Raw genomic sequence first — 15,352 nt, 5'->3', positions numbered from 1 at the left:
CGGTGGGATCCATCTTCTCTGGTAAATTGTCACGCGGTCGGCTCCGCGCCACCGCTGGCGGCATAGAGCTGCTGCGTATAAGCATCACTGAAGCCGCCGTCATGCAGCGCCTCAGCTGGGGCGATCTCAACAATGCGCCCCTTGTTCATCACCGCCATGCGGTCACACATGAAGCTGACAACAGGCAGGTTATGGGTGACCATCAGATAGGTCAGCCCCTGCGCGCGGCGCAGCGCCTTCAGCAGGTTCAGGATCTCGGCTTGCACGGACACATCCAGCGCCGATGTCGGCTCATCCAGCAGCATCACCTTGGGTTCCAGCATCAAGGCCCGCGCAATGGCGACCCGCTGGCGCTGCCCACCGGACAGCTGATGCGGATAGCGGAACCGGAATCGCTGGTCGAGGCCGACTGCGGCCAGCACCTCTGCGACGCGGGCGTCACGCGCGCCGATGCCATGCACCCGCAGGGGCTCCCGCAGCACCCAGTCGACCGGTTTGCGCGGGTGCAATGATCCGTAGGGATCCTGAAACACCATCTGGCAGGTTCGGGAAAACGCGCGATCAATCCCGTGGCTGCGCGGCTGACCTAGAACGGAGATCTCACCAGTCCAGTCAGGCGCAAGCCCGGCAATCGCCTTCAGCACGGTGGATTTCCCCGACCCGCTTTCGCCGACCAGCGCAAAGCTCTCCCCCTCAGCCACATCAAAGCTGACGCCCTGCACCACCCTCGTGTCGCCGTAGGAAATATCGAGGTTTCTCAGAGAAATCGCTGTCATGTGCCACTCCAGCTTGATCGGTCCAGCACAGGCAGCGTGTCGCGGGTTTCCTTCATCCGCGGCACCGCTGCCAGCAGACCTTGGGTATAGGGGTGGCTGGCCTTGTGCAGATCAGCGGCGGCGCAGCTTTCGACCACGCGGCCGGCATTCATCACCATGATCCGGTCACAGTAGCGCGCCACCAGATTGAGATCATGGCTGATCAGGATCAGGCCCATGCCCTTGTCCCGCACCAGATCATCAATCAAATCCAGCACCTGCGCCTGTACCGAGACATCCAGCGCCGAGGTCGGCTCATCTGCGATCAACAGATCCGGGCGCGGGATCAGCATCATCGCGATCATCACCCGCTGCCCCATGCCGCCGGAGACCTGATGGGGATACATCTGCGCCACCAGTTCGGGGTCGTTGATGCGCACCGCCTCCAACATCTCCAGCACACGGGCACGGGTGTCGCGGCGGCTGAGACGTTCGTGGACATCCAGCGCCTCGGCGATCTGTGCGCCGATGGTCATCACCGGATTGAGCGAGAATTTCGGATCCTGCATGATCATCGAAATCCGCGCCCCACGGATATTGCGCATCTGGCGCTCGCTGAGGGTTTGCAGGTCCTGCCCCTCCAGCGCCAGCCGGTCCGCCGTCATCTGGCCCGGGCGGCGGATCAGCCGCAGGATGGCGCGGCCGGTCATGGATTTGCCCGATCCGCTCTCGCCCACGATACCTAGGCGTTCGCGGCCCAGGGTTAGGTTCAGCCCCTTGACCACCTCAACCCGTCCTTTGGGCGTCGGAAAGCTGACGCGGAGGTTTTCAACCTCCAGCAAGGGGGCAGATGTGGATTGGCTCATGACTTGCCCCCCTGTTTGGGGTCCAGCACATCGCGCAAGCCATCGCCAAGGAAACAAAAGCCAAGGCTGACCACGATGATGGCAATGCCGGGCATGGTCGCAACCCACCATTGGTCCAGAATGAACACCCGCCCGCGCGAGATCATCGCGCCCCATTCGGGCAGCGGCGGCTGCGCGCCCAGACCCAGAAACCCAAGACCCGCTGCCGTCAGAATGATCCCCGCCATATCCAGTGTCACCCGCACGATCATCGAGGAGGTACAGAGCGGCAGCACATGGTGCAGGATAACGCGGCTGTGCGAGGCCCCCAGCAGGCGCGTCGCGGCGATGAATTCGGCGTTGCGGAAGGTCAGCGTTTCGGCCCGCGCAATACGGGCATAGGCAGGCCATGCGGTGATGGCGATGGCGATGATGGCGTTTTCGATCCCCGGCCCCAAGGCGGCGACAAAGGCCAGCGCCAAGATCAGCTTGGGCATCGACAGAAAAACATCGGTGATCCCCATCAGGATGCGGTCGATCCAGCCGCCGAAGTAGCCCGAAATCGCCCCGATGATCAGCCCCAGCGGTGCCGATATCACCGCCACCAGCCCCACGATCATCAGCGTGATGCGCGCGCCGTAAACCACGCGGGAGAAGATATCCCGCCCCAGCTCATCCGTGCCCATCCAATTGGCCCAGGAGGGCGGCAACAGGCGCGAAGATAGGTCCTGCCCCACTGGGCTTTGCGGTGCGATCCAGGGCGCAAAAGCCGCCGCAAGAATGAGGATCGTAATGATCACCGCCCCCAGCACCGCCAGCGGATTGCGCATCAGTGCGAGGATCATGCGATAGGCGCGCCCTGCGGTGGCCTGTGTCCGTGTGGCGGGCGAGTCGTCCAGCAACCAGTCGCGGCTCAGCATCACAGGCTCCTTGGGTCGAGAACCCGGTACAGCACATCCGAGATCTTGTTGATGAAGATGAAGACCGCGCCGATCACCAGCGTCGAGCCAAGCACGGCGTTCATATCCGCATTGAGCAGCGCCACGGTGAGGTAATTGCCGATGCCGGGCCAGCTGAATACGGTCTCAATCATCACAGACCCTTCCAGCAGAGCAGCATAAGAGAGGCCAATCACCGTGATCAGCGGCACCCGGATCGGTTTGAACCCATGCACCCAGATCACTTTCCATTCCGGCACGCCTTTGACGCGGGCGGTGGTGATGAACTCCTGACTGAGCTGGTCCAGCATGAAGCTGCGGGTCATACGCGCGATATAGGCAAGGCTGAAAAACCCGAGGATGGCCGCAGGCAGCACCAGATGCGAGAGCGCGTTCCAGAACACCTCGGTGTCGCCGACCAGCAGGCTATCGACCAACAACAGGCCGGTGACCGGATCAATCAATCCATCATAGAAGATGTCGACCCGCCCCGGTCCCGCGACCCAGCCCAGACCTGCATAAAACACCGCCAGTCCAACCAGCCCGAGCCAGAACGCAGGCACCGAATAGCCCAGCAGCGCAAAGACCCGGATGATCTGATCGACCCAAGTGCCCTGCCGCGCGGCGGCCCAGACGCCCATGGGCACGCCCAGTATCACGCCAATCAGAATGCCAAGCGTGGCCATCTCCAGCGTGGCCGGGAACACCCGTGCAAGATCGGAGACAACAGGTCGGTTGGTGGAAACCGAACGCCCCAAATCGCCCTGAAACACATCCCCCACGTAGGAGAAAAACTGCATCACCAGCGGCCGGTCCAGCCCCATGGCAACCCGCGCCACGTCATATTGTTCCTGTGTCGCACGATCCCCGACCACCGACAGCACCGGATCAATCGGCACCACACGGCCAATGAAAAACGTAATCGCCAGAAGCCCGAGAAAGGTCAGCGTCGACACGATGGCAAAACCCGCAAGCCCTTGCCCCCAGCGCAAAATTGCGCGCCCCGATCTTGCTGTGCTGGTCAAGATATCCTGCCCTCCACCTGGCCGTAGTGCACGGCGCGCTGCCGGCAGAGTACCGGCAAATCCATCTCCGGCATAAATATTATTTTTCGCAAAAGCAAAAAATTTTTTGCTTCACAATAATTATTTTCCTAAGCTGGGCAAAAGAGGATTAGACCGAAAGCCGCCAATGCCCCAGACCAGCGCCACCCCCAAACCCGCCAAGACCCGCAGCAGCGCAGGCCCTATGCTGGGCGCGCTGATCCGCAAGCGGCGCAAGCAGATGGGGCTGACGCTTCAGGCGTTGTGCGACACAGCCGGGGTGTCGGTCGGCTATCTCAGCCAGGTGGAACGCGACAATGCTACCCCCACGTTGGGTACGCTGGCACAGATTGCGTCAGCGCTGGAGGTGGGGCTGGAGTATTTCATCGCCACGCCCAAACCTTCGGATGCGCTGACGCGGGCGACAACGCGCACACAGTTTTCGCTGGCGGGATCGTCGATCACCTACGAGGCCCTTGGCGCGCAGTTTCCGGGCGCAGAGCTGTCCAGCTACATCCTGCATGTACCACCCGGATATGTGTCTGAGGAGGTCAGCCATGAGGGTGAAGAGATGCTCTATGTGCTGGAGGGCGAGATTGATCAATCACTGGATGGGCAGGTGTTCCGTCTGCGGGTTGGGGACAGCCTGCATTACAGCGGTCTTACCTCACATTCCTGGAGCAATCCCACCGAAGAGACCGCGCGGCTGCTGTGGACCGGTACGCTGAGCGTTTTGCACAGCAAGAACACCCCGAACCTGCCGTGACCGGGACCGCTCCCCAGTGGGCAGAGCCAATGCGGCAGACAACAAGACATTAAAACAGGGAGACACTGACATGAACCTCGTGAAATCCGCCTTGCTGGCCAGCGTGATGGCGCTGCCTCTGGCGAGCGGCGCTGTTGCTGACACGCCTGCCAATGCGCTGATTGTGGCGCAGAACATCGACGATATCGTCGCCATTGACCCCGCACAGGCCTATGAGTTCACCTCGGGCGAGCTGGTGACAAACCTCTACGACCGGCTGGTGCAATATGACGCCGAGGACCCCACAGTTCTGGCGCCGGGTCTTGCCAGCGACTGGGAGGTTAACGCGGAAGCCAAGACCATCCGCTTCACCCTGCGCGATGATGCGGTGTTCCACTCTGGCAATCCGGTGCGCAGCGAAGATGTCGTGTTCTCGTTGGCGCGAGTGATCAAGCTGAACCTGACCCCCGCCTTTATTCTGGCGCAGCTGGGCTGGACGGCGGAGAACGTCGATCAGATGGTCACGGCAGATGGCAATAGCATTACCATCAAATACGAAGGGGATTTCTCCCCCGCCTTTGTCATGAACGTGCTGGCCGCCCGCCCCGCCTCGGTGGTGGACAAAGAGGTGGTGATGGCCAATGCCGTGGACGGCGACATGGGCAATAACTGGCTGAATGAAAACGCCGCAGGCTCCGGCCCGTTCAAGCTGCAGGGCTACCGCCCGGCGCAAATGGTGCGGCTGGCGGCCAATGCGGATTACTTCAAGGGCGCGCCCAAGATGGAGAGCGTCATCATCCGCCATGTGGCCGAAGCCGCCACGCAGGAACTGCTGCTGGAATCCGGCGATATCGACATGGCCCGCAACCTGACCCCGGACCAGATCCGCGGCTTTGACAGCGACGCCATCAAGGTGGAGACCTACCCGCAGGCGGCGGTGCATTTCCTGTCCTTCAACCAGAAAACCGACAGTCTGACCGACCCTGCCGTCTGGGAGGCCGCGCGGTATCTGGTGAACTACAAGGGGATGACCGACACCATCATCAACGGGCAGATGGAGGTTCATCAGGCGTTCTGGCCAAAGGGCTTTCCCGGTTCCTACGATGAGACCCCGTTCGGCTATGACCCGGAGCGGGCCAAATCCATCCTCAGCGACGCCGGGATCGAGACCCCGATCACCGTCTCGCTGGATGTGATTAATGCAGCCCCCTTTACCGATATGGCGCAGTCCTTGCAGGCCAGTTTTGCTGACGCGGGGATCAACTTTGAAATCCTGCCTGGCACCGGCAGCCAGGTGATCACCAAATACCGTGAACGCAGCCATGAGGCGATGCTGCTCTACTGGGGTCCGGATTTCATGGACCCGCATTCCAACGCCAAGGCCTTTGCCTATAATTCCGACAACTCGGACGACAATTATGCGGCCACCACCACCTGGCGCAACGCCTGGGCCGTGCCGGAGGAGATGAACGCCAAGACCAAGGCTGCCCTCACCGAGGCGGACCCGGAGAAACGGCTGGAGATGTACCGCGAATTGCAGGCCGACGTGCAGCAAAGCTCCCCCATCGTGATCATGTTCCAGGCCGCCTATCAGGTGGCGATGGACGCGGATGTCTCGGGCTATGTGAACGGTGCTACCTCTGATTTTGTCTTCTACCGTCTGGTGGAAAAGAACTAATCCCCGGCGCCGATTGGCGCCTTGACCTGCCCCCTATCTGACGGGGGCAGGCTGCTCGGGCCGGTGCTGACATGAGCCGCCCCCTTTTTTTCATCTTCGGGCCCGATCTCCCGCCGCTGATGGGGCCGCCCGCGCTACAGGACATATGACCATGACCACGCCCCCCTATGCAGACCGGTTGACCCGGCTGCGCCACCGCATGACAGAGACCGCCACCGATCTGGTGGTGCTTGGCCCTTCCAGCCATATGATGTGGCTGTCGGGTGTGAACCCCCATGGCGACGAACGGCCCGTGGTGCTGATGGTCAGCCAGAGCCACGCGGGCTTTCTGATGCCGGGACTAAACGCCGATGCCGCGCGCAAATCCACCGATCTGCCGTTCCGCTGCTGGTCGGATGATGATGGGCCGGGTGCCGCGCTTACCGCGCTGCTCAATGACTGCGGTGCCACGGCTACTGGTCTGTCGGTGGTGCTGGATGAAACCATGCGCGCGGATTTTGCCCTACGGGTTTTGGATGCGATGGACGCGCCCAAACGGCGTTTCACCGATGATACCGTTGGCCTGTTGCGCGCGATGAAGGACGACGCCGAATATGACGCGCTGAAGGCTGCGCATCTGTTGAATGATGCCGCCGTGACCGAGGCGTTTTCTCGCCTTGAAGAGGGCATGAGCGAGCTGGATGTGCAAGCGGTCCTGCATGCCCATTACAAGGCCCATGGCGCAACCCCTGAGTTCACCATTGTCGGCTTTGGCGTCAATGGCGCCTTCCCGCATCACCACACTGGCGATACCAGGCTGACCCGCGATATGGCCGTGTTGGTCGACACGGGATGCCGGTTGAACGGCTACCCTTCAGACATGACCCGCTGCGGCTGGTTCGGCACACCGGAAGCGGAGTATGAGCAGGTGTTCGGAGTGGTCGAAGCCGCAGTTCAGGCCGCAGTTCAGGCCGCGACACCCGGCGTGCGCGCCAGCGAGGTCGACCGTGCCGCCCGCGACACCATTGCTGCCGCCGGATATGGCCCACAGTTCCTGCACCGCACCGGCCATGGGCTAGGCATCGACGTGCATGAACCCCCTTATATCACCGCCACCTCTGATGTTGAGCTGCGCGCAGGCAATGTGTTCTCGATCGAACCGGGGATTTACCTCAAGGACCGGTTTGGCGTGCGTCTGGAAGAGATCGTGATCCTGCGCGAAGACGGCGCCGAGATCCTGTCGGAGATGCCCCGCACCATGCAACGGCGCTGATACCAGATCATCTACCGAAAAAATCAGGCGCATCCCGCATTCGGGCTGCGCCTTTTCTATCCCCCGGCATCCAGATTGCCCCCTAAAGCGGCCGCTGGGCATTGATCAGGTCGGGCGCTCTAGCAGCTGATTGATAAGGATCAGCAGTTCTGCTGGCTCAAACGGCTTCGTCAATGTCGCCGTTGCGCCAAGATCCTTGGATGTGACCAGTAACTGCTCTAGTCCCGGACGCTGCGTGGCCCCGGACATCGCAATAATCGGCGGGATTTCGTACCCGTCGCGGGCAAGCCCTTGCAGGAAGGAAATAACCATCACGCCCCCATCCGGTATGGCGCGGTTGTTTTTCTTCACGATCAGATCGGTGATGACCAGATCAAAGTCATATTCCTTGTACTGGGCAATCGTCTCGGTCGCGTCCTCGCAGATGATGGGAAAGTGACCGGCCTGCTCCAAGGAGACCTGCAAAAGGCTGGCAAAGATCTCATCATCTTCCAGAACCAGTATGTTGGCCATATCCGTCGCTCCTCCGCAGCGTGGCGATACTGCCCCGAACGAGACATCGATGCACTGCCGTTTTTCCCGCAAACCTTTTACCCGGCGTCCGGGGCTTGATCAATTGCCGAGCTGCCATAACGGTTACAGAACCGGAGCTGAGGTCGGTTTTGCCTGACATTCCCGGCTGGTCACCTATAACATGGCGGCAATCCGCGATCCCAATCTGAGCCAGCGCGTTACGGAGCCTTCTACATGGCGAGACCAATCCGGTTCCTGTTTTCCTTTCTTGTGCTGGTGACTATGGCCTTGCCGGGCTGGTCGCAGGACGGCCCGAACCCGTTGCGCATCGGCTTCCTGTCGGTTCCTCCCTTTGCGCAGCGCGACAGCCAGGGCCAGGAAACCGGATTTCTGGTAGAGTTAGCGCAGGACCTCGCAACCGAGTTGGGGACCAGCATCACACTGGTGCCAGTGACTTCGAGCCGTGATTTCGTACAGGCGCAGGCCGAAGGGCGCACCGATCTGATTGCCGGTATCGCCCAACTGCCCGCACTGCGGAACAGCAATCTGTTCTCAACACCGATTTCCAGCGAAACACTCCGCCCCATGATGCGGACGGACACGGTGCAGGGCCGCTCCACCGCAACGCTGAGCGGAGTACGCGTGGGGATCGTGCCACCGGCGGTCGGCTCTGAACAGGAGGCGTTTCTTGCCCGCAATACCACGGTGAATTTCACGACACCCGAAGCCGCCGTCATGGCGCTGCTATCTCACCGGGTTGACGCCGTGCTAATCCCGGAACCTGTCGCATTCAATATCGCGAAGCTGGCCTCCGTCGATGGGCGGGTCAGCTTTCTCAACCCGCCCTTGCGCCAATTTGACCGGCTCGTCGCCCTCCATGAAAGCCGTGCTGATCTGATGCCAGACATCGAAGCCGCGCTTGACCGGATGAAGCAGGACCGGCGCCTCGACGCGCTGCTGCTGAAGTATTTTCTGGATATCCCGCTGCCTGCTCCGGATGTGCTGCGGGTGGGTGTCTACCCTTCTCCTCCCTATCAGGTGATCAATGCCGATGGACAGGTTTCCGGCTTCGCGGTTGACGTGCTGCGCGGCCTCGCCCGGCGCACCGGGTTGCAGCTGGAGTTTCAGACCATCAGCGAAGAGGCCTGGCTGCGCGGGCCACAATCGGACACCTACGACATCCTCCCCGCAGCCCAGATCACCGCCACCCGACAGGCACAGATGGATTTCGCGCATCCGATTTTGGCGGCGGAGCAATCCCTCTTTACCCAGGTGGATTTGGCCGATCGCATCACGCGACCGGAGGACCTTAGCGCGCGCCGGGTCGGGGTGCGTGCTGACAACGCCACTGCGCAGGCGATGGGGGCTGCACTAGACTGGCAGGTCGTCCCGATGGGCTCTGTGCCAGCCCTGCTGACCGCGCTGCAAACGGGACAGGTCGATGCGGTGGTCGATCACCCGGATAAGCTGCTGGTGGCCGCCGAAAACCTCCGGATGCGCGACGCTCTGACTGAGGTGCTGCCTGCACTGCTGAGTTATGAACGCGCACCGGCATTGCGTTTTGGCCTGGGTGACGTTCGTGACAAGCTGGATCTCGCTCTGCCGCAATATCTGGTCTCCGCCGAATATGCCGAGCTGCGCCGCAAGTATTTCGAGCCCCCCGTACTCTGGAATGCAGCGCGGCTGCGCCTGCTCGGCTATGCTATCGGTGGCGGGTTGCTGACGCTGTTGGGTGTGCTCGGTCTGAACAAACTGCGCACGCGCCGCCGCATCGCCGCAGACAAGGCCAGACGCGCCGCAGAGATTGCGGAGATCCGGGATGAACTGGAAGTGGTGCTGAACGCAGCCACCAGCGGAATTGTCGCCTTTGACCGTGCGGGGCAGATCATCCGGATCAACCACCCCGCCCGCCATATGCTGGGGGACATATCCGCCGAGACCCCGTTTGCCTGGCCCGAGGCGATCCGCTTTCTCGATAAGGACACCCTCTCCCCGTTGATTGCCAGCGCCGATCCGCTGCAGCGCGCCCGTTCGGGCCATGTCCTGTCAGGAGAAACCCATCTGCTGCGGCGCAGCGCCAACAGCGATGACCATCGATATGTCCGGGTCCGAAGCGCAGTTCCGAAAAACGAACACCAAGGTGTGGCCTTGGTGTTGGTGCTGGACGATGTCACCAACGAGGAACTAAACCGGCAGGTCAACGACCGCAGGAACAGGCTGGATGCGCTGGGTGAGCTGACGGGTGGTATTGCCCATGATATCAACAATCTGCTGGCATCGCTGCTCTATGCGGTGGATCTCGCAGGAACCGCAACCACCTCCGAGCACCGGGCGCGGTTCCTTGGCATTGCAACAACCACCATCAACCGGGGCCGACAGCTGACAACGCGGCTGCTGGCCTTTGCCAAACGTCAGCCCGGTTTTGCCATGGCCAAACCGGTTCAGGAAACTCTGACAGAGTTTCACGACCTGATCCGCCCGATGCTCGAGACGCGGATTGAGATACAGGTGCAGGAGGCCGATCCCGACTTGCTGGTCTATTGCGATCCTGCACAGCTGGAAACCGCGCTGATGAATCTGGTTCTCAACAGCCGCGATGCCATCATGAGCAGCGGTCACGGCACCCGCATCACCCTGAAGGCCCGGCCAGTAGCTGCCCCGCAAGACCGCCCGGGGGCCAAAAGCAGAAACGACGACAAAGGTCTGGGCACCTCTGCTGCCAATGCAAACCACCGCTATGTTGAACTCTCTGTCACGGATGATGGTCCGGGCATGAACAACGCCACGCTGATCCGCTGTACCGACCCGTTCTTTACCACCAAAGACGCCAATTCGGGCACCGGGCTAGGGCTGTCAATGGTGTATGGCTTTGCCCGCCACTCAAACGGCGATCTGCGGGTCTACTCCCAACCGGGCGGCGGCACCACTGTGCAATTGACCCTGCCGCGCGGCTCCGATCTGAGCCTGCCCAAAGCTGCCGCCCCTGACACCCCCCTTGAGAAAGGCGCCGGTGAGACCATTCTTCTGGCGGAGGATGAACCGGATCTTCGCCAGATGACCCGCGACATGCTCGTGACGCTTGGCTACCAGGTGCTGTCGGTCGGCTCAGCACAACAGGCGCTGGAGCTGTTACAGGACAGCAACCCGTTCGATCTGCTGCTGACCGATGTGGTGATGCCAGGCTCCATCGGCGGCTTTGAACTGGCCAACCGTATCCGCCAGGTCCATCCGGGAATGCCCGTGATCTACACCTCCGGCTTCACCGGATACACGCCGGATGAGATGGGCCCGGTCACGGCCCCGCTGCTGCAAAAACCCGTCCACCCGAGAGATCTGGCTGCGGCACTTGCTGCGGTATTGCGGGACTGATTGCCCGCTTAGATCAATGACACGAGACGCAGCCATCCAAAAGACATCGGTGCGTTAACTCTGAGCAGGCCGATGGGTTGTCCCGCATGGTAGCGACGGCCAGAGTGTTATGATGACACAGGAAGCTGGTTGAGTGCCAGCTCTGCCACTTTTCCCAAATCAGGCGCTGTAGCCCCGTCGCGCGCCTGCGCTGCAAGCCCCTGGATCAGAACCGCGACGTATTTCGCCAGTAGATCGGGCTCGGTGCAAGCAGGCATGTCCCCCTCTGTGATACCGCGTCGGATGCGATCTGCGATCATCGTCTCGCTGGCTTGCCTGTATCCTGTCAACAGCTCCTGAGCGCCTGCGCTGCCTTTTCCGCAATTGGTTGCAGCACTGACGAGCAGACAGCCTCTGGGTCTTTCTTCGGCGCAGAATGCCTCAATGGCCTCTGCCACGTAGCGGCGCAATGCCTTGGCGGTGGTTGTTTCCTCGTCAAGGGCACGCGGGGCGTAGGCTGCAATGCTTTGCGCGTAGTGGGCAGCGCACTGTTCAAACAACGCCTGTTTGTTGCCGAAGGCCGCGTAGATGCTGGGAGGGTTCACCCCCATGACGGCGCTGAGGTCGGCCATGGATGCCGCCTCATACCCCCGCTCCCAGAACAGCAGCATCGCCTGCTCAATCGCGTGTTCGGTATCAAAACTCCGCTGCCGTCCCAAGGTCACCTCCATTTAATTTATCGATCACTACACAAAAATACTTGACCAGACAAGCGGCTCATTATTTAACGATCACTACAAATAAAGGAGGCACAAATGAAGGCTGCAATTATCGAGACCTTTGGCGATGTTAACGTCTTTCGAATGACGGAACTGCCGCGCCCGGATCCCAAGTCCGGGGAGCTGCTGATCAGGATCCACGCATCCAGTGTGAACCCGGTGGATGCTGGTGTCCGCTCAGGGCAGATCCTGCCTGATGACACGGCCCATTTTCCGATGGTCCTGGGCTGGGATGCCGCTGGTACGGTCGAGGCGCTTGGGTCAGAAACTGATGGCTTCGCGCCCGGCGATCGGGTGATGGCCATTTCGCCTCAGCCGGGTTCATTGGTCGGCACCCATGCGCAATTTGCCGCGCTGCCAGCCAGCCAGGTTGTAAAAATCGCGGATGCGGTCCCCATCACAACTGCCGCAGCGGTACCGCTGATCGGCAGCACCGCCTTGGCGGCGCTTCAGGCGCTGGATCTGGCACCGGGTGCCCTTATCCTGATCAACAATCCCAAGGGGGCGGTCGGCGCAATAGCTGCGAAAATTGCACCCTTGCTGGGGTTCAAACTGGCGCCCCCGGATGCGCTCGGTGTCGATGGGGCCATTGATGTACGCGGTTGCCAGCACGCGCAAAAGGCGTTTGCAGCTGTCAAGGATGGCGGCGCCTATGTGACCATCGTTCCAGAATGGTGGAAGCCGGGAGGGGTCTTCACCCCCGCGCGCGGCATCACGCCTGTGACAGTTCAGAACCCGGCCAATCAAGACCTTCTGGCGCCCTTGGCAGACTGGCTGGCACAAGGCGACCTGATCCCCGAGGTCGAAGAGATACTGCCGCTTGATCAGATATCAGAGGCACACCGCAGGCTGGAAACCCCTGGACTTACCGGCAAACTCGTCCTGGATCATGCCATTTTCTGATACCAGCGGCGACGGGCACAGGCGGAGTTCTCCGCCTGTGCCCGTGATTATTCTGCCCGAGGAAAGCGGTACATCGCCCGGATTACCAGCGGATCTCCAACGCCTCTTTCAGTCCTTTCTTCATTGCACCTGCCTCCGGTACTCCTGCACCGGCAGGCCGCCAATGCCCCAATCCTCCAGCGGCACCTCACTGATCACCACAAATGTGGTCGCCGGGGACTTGCCCAGAACGTCCTGTAATAGACCGGTGACGCCGCTGATCAGCTGTGCTTTCTGCTCAGCGCTGGGACCAGTGCCATCGGGACCACCCTCGCGGGTCACCTTGATATTCACATAAGGCATCATTCAGTCCTTTCCTGGTACATAGGAGAACACTTTCGCAACGATACGCCATTCGGCACCGTGACGAACAAGAGTAAGAAGGTCATGGAAATCACGTCCCATCATGGTCATACGGGCGCTCACGCAGGCCAGCCGATCGCTGGCAAAGGCCACCTCCAGAACCTCCTCCTCGCGCTGCTCGCCGCGCCTGGCCGGCGGCTCTCTTCCATCCACGCGGGCCATGTAGGTCTCAAGATCAAGGTACAGCTCATCTCCTTCGGTAGCGCAGACATATGCCAGCTGCGGGTGAAAGACGTCGCGCAGCATGGCGCTATCGGCTTGATGGAGGCCCTCGAAATAGGTTTCCATCAACTTACCGACCTCTTTGTGATCAACAGGCGTCATTGGATCAGCCCCTCTGCACGCATCGCCGCCTGAGCAGATTGGCGGGCGGCTGTTCGGCTCACAAAGGCCGCGAGGTAGGGCCAACGCGCCAAGTCGATACCGGTGAAATTGGCCCAGTTCGAGACTACGAACAAATAGGCATCCGCAACAGAGAACTGATCCGCAACCAACCATTCGCGGCCATCTTCCAGCTGCGTCTCGATCAGATCGAATTTGCCCGCAACAGCAACGCGCGCTTCGTCCTGACCAGCCTCACTGGTGCCTTCGCGAAACAGCGGGCCGAACGCTTTGTGCAGTTCGGTCCCGATCCAGTTCAGCTGTTCCTGCATCCGGGCGCGCGCAAAGGTCCCCGCCGCTGGCACCAGGCCAGCCTCCGGGTGGCTGTCGGCGATATACTGCAAAATGGCCGGTCCTTCGGTAAGAATGCTGCCGTCCTCCAGACGCAACGCCGGAACGTAACCTTTTGGATTGATTGCGAGGTAATCTGCACCACCTTCGGTCCGACCCGCGGCAGTATCGACAGCCTCGATTTCAAAGGGGCGGCCGGTCTCCTGCAGGGCAATATGGCTGGCCAGTGGGCAGGCTCCGGGTTTGTAGTAGAGTTTCATGACGATCTCCTATGATGATGCCCACTGGTTACCGTCTCGTATGATCGATTGATAATATTGTGTTCTCATAGTAACGATTAGAAAAATGGATCATGTTGCACCGCCATGAAACACGACCAGCTCATCGCTCTCGACGCAATTGTTTCAACCGGCACCTTCCGCGGCGCCGCTGAGCGTCTGCACAAATCACAATCCGCCATCAGCCACACAATCCGCCAGTTAGAAGAACAACTGGAGCTGGAGCTGTTCAACCGCGAGGCCTACCGCCCGGTCCTCACCCCGGCAGGGGAAATTTTCTACCGCGAAGCGTCTAGAGTGCTACGCCAGATGCAAGGGCTGCGCACCACTGCGGCCCGGCTGCGCGCTCGTGAAGAGCCGGAGTTGACCATCGCCGTCAGCGCCACAATGGATCTGGACCTTCTTTTGCCGCCCCTTGCAGACACCGGGCAACGCCACCCGGCGACCCACCTGCGGCTGCGGATGGAAATGATGGGTGGTCCGATTGCCCGCCTGCTGGAGGGCACGGCCGATATCGCGCTTGCCTCGCTGGCCGGGGTGCCGCTCGATACTGTGGAGGCGGAACCAGTCGGAGAGGTCACGATCCGACCGGTCGCCAGCCCAGATCTGGGCCTGCCCGCCACCTCCCGCGCCTTGGCAGCCAACGAAATGCAGGGTCATGTGCAAGTGGTCGCCGCGGACTCCGGCACAGCGGTCCATGAGCAAAGCCGCGACCTGTTGGCAGGCGGGCTGAAATGGACCGTATCCGATCTTGCCGCCAAGAAAAAAGTGATCCTCGCAGGCTTTGGCTGGGGCGGCTTGCCCGACCACATGACGGTTGAGGAACGGCGATCCGGGGACCTGCTCTCCCTCAACCTAGAGGGTTTCCCCCTGCGCCGGACCACACTCTTCAAGATGAGGCGCAGGGACCAGGCGATCGGTGTTGTTGCTGATGAGCTTTGGAATAGGATCGGGAGCCTTACCCCGACCTAACGCGCCTTATATTTCTGTAGTGTTTCCGGGCATCTCTGGCTACAAACGCGAGAAGCGCCCCTTGGGGCGCTGTTGCGTTATTGCTTGGTATATTTGGTTGCGGGAGTAGGGTTTGAACCTACGACCTTCAGGTTATGAGAGCGCTTAGGGCGATCTGCACGGTCTGCCACGACTTGCGCCCACCTACCCTATCTTATTGGTATCACTCGTTTTTCATTGACGCCAAACT

General features: G+C 60.9%; 15 protein-coding genes. 6 read left to right on the top strand and 9 right to left on the bottom strand.

What is annotated here, in order from left to right; all coding sequences use genetic code 11:
• Positions 1 to 29: 29 nt before the first annotated feature.
• From INHI_RS0100075 to INHI_RS0100060, 4 genes are read right to left on the bottom strand one after another with little or no spacing between them, the layout of a single operon-like run.
• Entirely contained in the window at positions 30 to 776 is a 747-nt protein-coding gene (locus INHI_RS0100075; protein WP_027246268.1) for an ABC transporter ATP-binding protein, read from the bottom strand.
• On the bottom strand, positions 773 to 1,621 hold the full coding sequence (locus INHI_RS0100070) for an ABC transporter ATP-binding protein (RefSeq protein ID WP_027246267.1): 849 nt from the start codon (positions 1,619 to 1,621) through the stop codon (positions 773 to 775). The genes INHI_RS0100075 and INHI_RS0100070 overlap by 4 nt, the downstream gene beginning before the upstream one ends.
• Positions 1,618 to 2,520: an ABC transporter permease gene (locus INHI_RS0100065; RefSeq protein ID WP_027246266.1), complete on the bottom strand. Its 903-nt coding sequence runs from the start codon at positions 2,518 to 2,520 to the stop codon at positions 1,618 to 1,620. Before INHI_RS0100065 ends, INHI_RS0100070 begins: the two co-directional genes overlap by 4 nt.
• Positions 2,520 to 3,563: an ABC transporter permease gene (locus INHI_RS0100060; RefSeq protein ID WP_375543760.1), complete on the bottom strand. Its 1,044-nt coding sequence runs from the start codon at positions 3,561 to 3,563 to the stop codon at positions 2,520 to 2,522. The genes INHI_RS0100065 and INHI_RS0100060 overlap by 1 nt, the downstream gene beginning before the upstream one ends.
• Positions 3,564 to 3,729: 166 nt before the next feature.
• On the opposite strand from INHI_RS0100060, the gene INHI_RS0100055 reads away from it, so the two are divergent.
• The 3 genes from INHI_RS0100055 to INHI_RS0100045 all read left to right on the top strand — a co-directional run bounded on the left by INHI_RS0100055 (position 3,730) and on the right by INHI_RS0100045 (position 7,256).
• Positions 3,730 to 4,347, top strand: coding sequence for a helix-turn-helix domain-containing protein (locus INHI_RS0100055; protein ID WP_027246264.1), 618 nt, complete (start codon positions 3,730 to 3,732; stop codon positions 4,345 to 4,347).
• A gap of 70 nt (positions 4,348 to 4,417) precedes the next feature.
• Positions 4,418 to 6,004, top strand: a complete 1,587-nt coding sequence (locus INHI_RS0100050; RefSeq protein WP_027246263.1) for an ABC transporter substrate-binding protein — start codon at positions 4,418 to 4,420, stop codon at positions 6,002 to 6,004.
• Between the two features lie 151 nt (positions 6,005 to 6,155).
• On the top strand, positions 6,156 to 7,256 hold the full coding sequence (locus INHI_RS0100045) for a M24 family metallopeptidase (RefSeq protein WP_027246262.1): 1,101 nt from the start codon (positions 6,156 to 6,158) through the stop codon (positions 7,254 to 7,256).
• A gap of 105 nt (positions 7,257 to 7,361) precedes the next feature.
• Here INHI_RS0100045 and INHI_RS0100040 read toward each other — a convergent pair whose 3' ends face one another.
• Positions 7,362 to 7,769: a response regulator transcription factor gene (locus INHI_RS0100040; RefSeq protein WP_014875743.1), complete on the bottom strand. Its 408-nt coding sequence runs from the start codon at positions 7,767 to 7,769 to the stop codon at positions 7,362 to 7,364.
• Between the two features lie 234 nt (positions 7,770 to 8,003).
• Between INHI_RS0100040 and INHI_RS0100035 the strand changes: the two genes are divergently transcribed.
• The gene (locus tag INHI_RS0100035; protein WP_027246261.1) at positions 8,004 to 11,138 is read left to right on the top strand and encodes a transporter substrate-binding domain-containing protein; all 3,135 of its coding nucleotides are present in this window, start codon (positions 8,004 to 8,006) and stop codon (positions 11,136 to 11,138) included.
• Between the two features lie 107 nt (positions 11,139 to 11,245).
• Here INHI_RS0100035 and INHI_RS0100030 read toward each other — a convergent pair whose 3' ends face one another.
• The gene (locus INHI_RS0100030) at positions 11,246 to 11,842 is read right to left on the bottom strand and encodes a TetR/AcrR family transcriptional regulator (RefSeq protein WP_244915687.1); all 597 of its coding nucleotides are present in this window, start codon (positions 11,840 to 11,842) and stop codon (positions 11,246 to 11,248) included.
• A 90-nt stretch (positions 11,843 to 11,932) separates the two neighbouring features.
• Between INHI_RS0100030 and INHI_RS0100025 the strand changes: the two genes are divergently transcribed.
• Positions 11,933 to 12,799 carry an NADP-dependent oxidoreductase gene (locus INHI_RS0100025; protein WP_027246259.1) on the top strand — a complete coding sequence of 289 codons (867 nt, stop codon included), beginning with the start codon at positions 11,933 to 11,935 and terminating at the stop codon, positions 12,797 to 12,799.
• 120 nt (positions 12,800 to 12,919) lie between these two features.
• On the opposite strand, the gene INHI_RS0100020 is transcribed toward INHI_RS0100025, so the two are convergent.
• Genes INHI_RS0100020 through gstA form a run of 3 tightly spaced genes read right to left on the bottom strand, consistent with a single transcriptional unit; the run spans position 12,920 to position 14,133 of the window.
• Positions 12,920 to 13,141, bottom strand: a complete 222-nt coding sequence (locus INHI_RS0100020) for a tautomerase family protein (RefSeq protein WP_027246258.1) — start codon at positions 13,139 to 13,141, stop codon at positions 12,920 to 12,922.
• Between the two features lie 3 nt (positions 13,142 to 13,144).
• Positions 13,145 to 13,525, bottom strand: coding sequence for a nuclear transport factor 2 family protein (locus INHI_RS0100015; protein WP_027246257.1), 381 nt, complete (start codon positions 13,523 to 13,525; stop codon positions 13,145 to 13,147).
• The gene (gstA, locus tag INHI_RS0100010; RefSeq protein ID WP_027246256.1) at positions 13,522 to 14,133 is read right to left on the bottom strand and encodes a glutathione transferase GstA; all 612 of its coding nucleotides are present in this window, start codon (positions 14,131 to 14,133) and stop codon (positions 13,522 to 13,524) included. The genes INHI_RS0100015 and gstA overlap by 4 nt, the downstream gene beginning before the upstream one ends.
• A 105-nt stretch (positions 14,134 to 14,238) precedes the next feature.
• Here gstA and INHI_RS0100005 point away from each other — a divergent pair, with 105 nt between their 5' ends.
• Positions 14,239 to 15,123: a LysR family transcriptional regulator gene (locus INHI_RS0100005; RefSeq protein ID WP_027246255.1), complete on the top strand. Its 885-nt coding sequence runs from the start codon at positions 14,239 to 14,241 to the stop codon at positions 15,121 to 15,123.
• Positions 15,124 to 15,352 lie beyond the last annotated feature (229 nt).

The organism is Phaeobacter inhibens DSM 16374, from assembly GCF_000473105.1.
GTDB classification, from domain to species: Bacteria; Pseudomonadota; Alphaproteobacteria; order Rhodobacterales; family Rhodobacteraceae; genus Phaeobacter; species Phaeobacter inhibens.
The sequence above is the reverse complement of the archived record's forward strand: the minus strand, read 5'-3'. Positions and strand labels throughout refer to the sequence as shown.

Excerpts from the sequence above, each read along its gene's own strand:
- INHI_RS0100075 (WP_027246268.1), bottom strand. The coding sequence starts at position 776 with ATGACAGCGATTTCTCTGAGAAACCTCGATATTTCCTACGGCGACACG.
- INHI_RS0100070 (WP_027246267.1), bottom strand. The coding sequence starts at position 1,621 with ATGAGCCAATCCACATCTGCCCCCTTGCTGGAGGTTGAAAACCTCCGC.
- INHI_RS0100065 (WP_027246266.1), bottom strand. The coding sequence starts at position 2,520 with ATGCTGAGCCGCGACTGGTTGCTGGACGACTCGCCCGCCACACGGACA.
- INHI_RS0100055 (WP_027246264.1), top strand. The coding sequence starts at position 3,730 with ATGCCCCAGACCAGCGCCACCCCCAAACCCGCCAAGACCCGCAGCAGC.
- INHI_RS0100050 (WP_027246263.1), top strand. The coding sequence starts at position 4,418 with ATGAACCTCGTGAAATCCGCCTTGCTGGCCAGCGTGATGGCGCTGCCT.
- INHI_RS0100045 (WP_027246262.1), top strand. The coding sequence starts at position 6,156 with ATGACCACGCCCCCCTATGCAGACCGGTTGACCCGGCTGCGCCACCGC.
- INHI_RS0100040 (WP_014875743.1), bottom strand. The coding sequence starts at position 7,769 with ATGGCCAACATACTGGTTCTGGAAGATGATGAGATCTTTGCCAGCCTT.
- INHI_RS0100035 (WP_027246261.1), top strand. The coding sequence starts at position 8,004 with ATGGCGAGACCAATCCGGTTCCTGTTTTCCTTTCTTGTGCTGGTGACT.
- INHI_RS0100025 (WP_027246259.1), top strand. The coding sequence starts at position 11,933 with ATGAAGGCTGCAATTATCGAGACCTTTGGCGATGTTAACGTCTTTCGA.
- INHI_RS0100020 (WP_027246258.1), bottom strand. The coding sequence starts at position 13,141 with ATGCCTTATGTGAATATCAAGGTGACCCGCGAGGGTGGTCCCGATGGC.
- INHI_RS0100015 (WP_027246257.1), bottom strand. The coding sequence starts at position 13,525 with ATGACGCCTGTTGATCACAAAGAGGTCGGTAAGTTGATGGAAACCTAT.
- gstA (WP_027246256.1), bottom strand. The coding sequence starts at position 14,133 with ATGAAACTCTACTACAAACCCGGAGCCTGCCCACTGGCCAGCCATATT.
- INHI_RS0100005 (WP_027246255.1), top strand. The coding sequence starts at position 14,239 with ATGAAACACGACCAGCTCATCGCTCTCGACGCAATTGTTTCAACCGGC.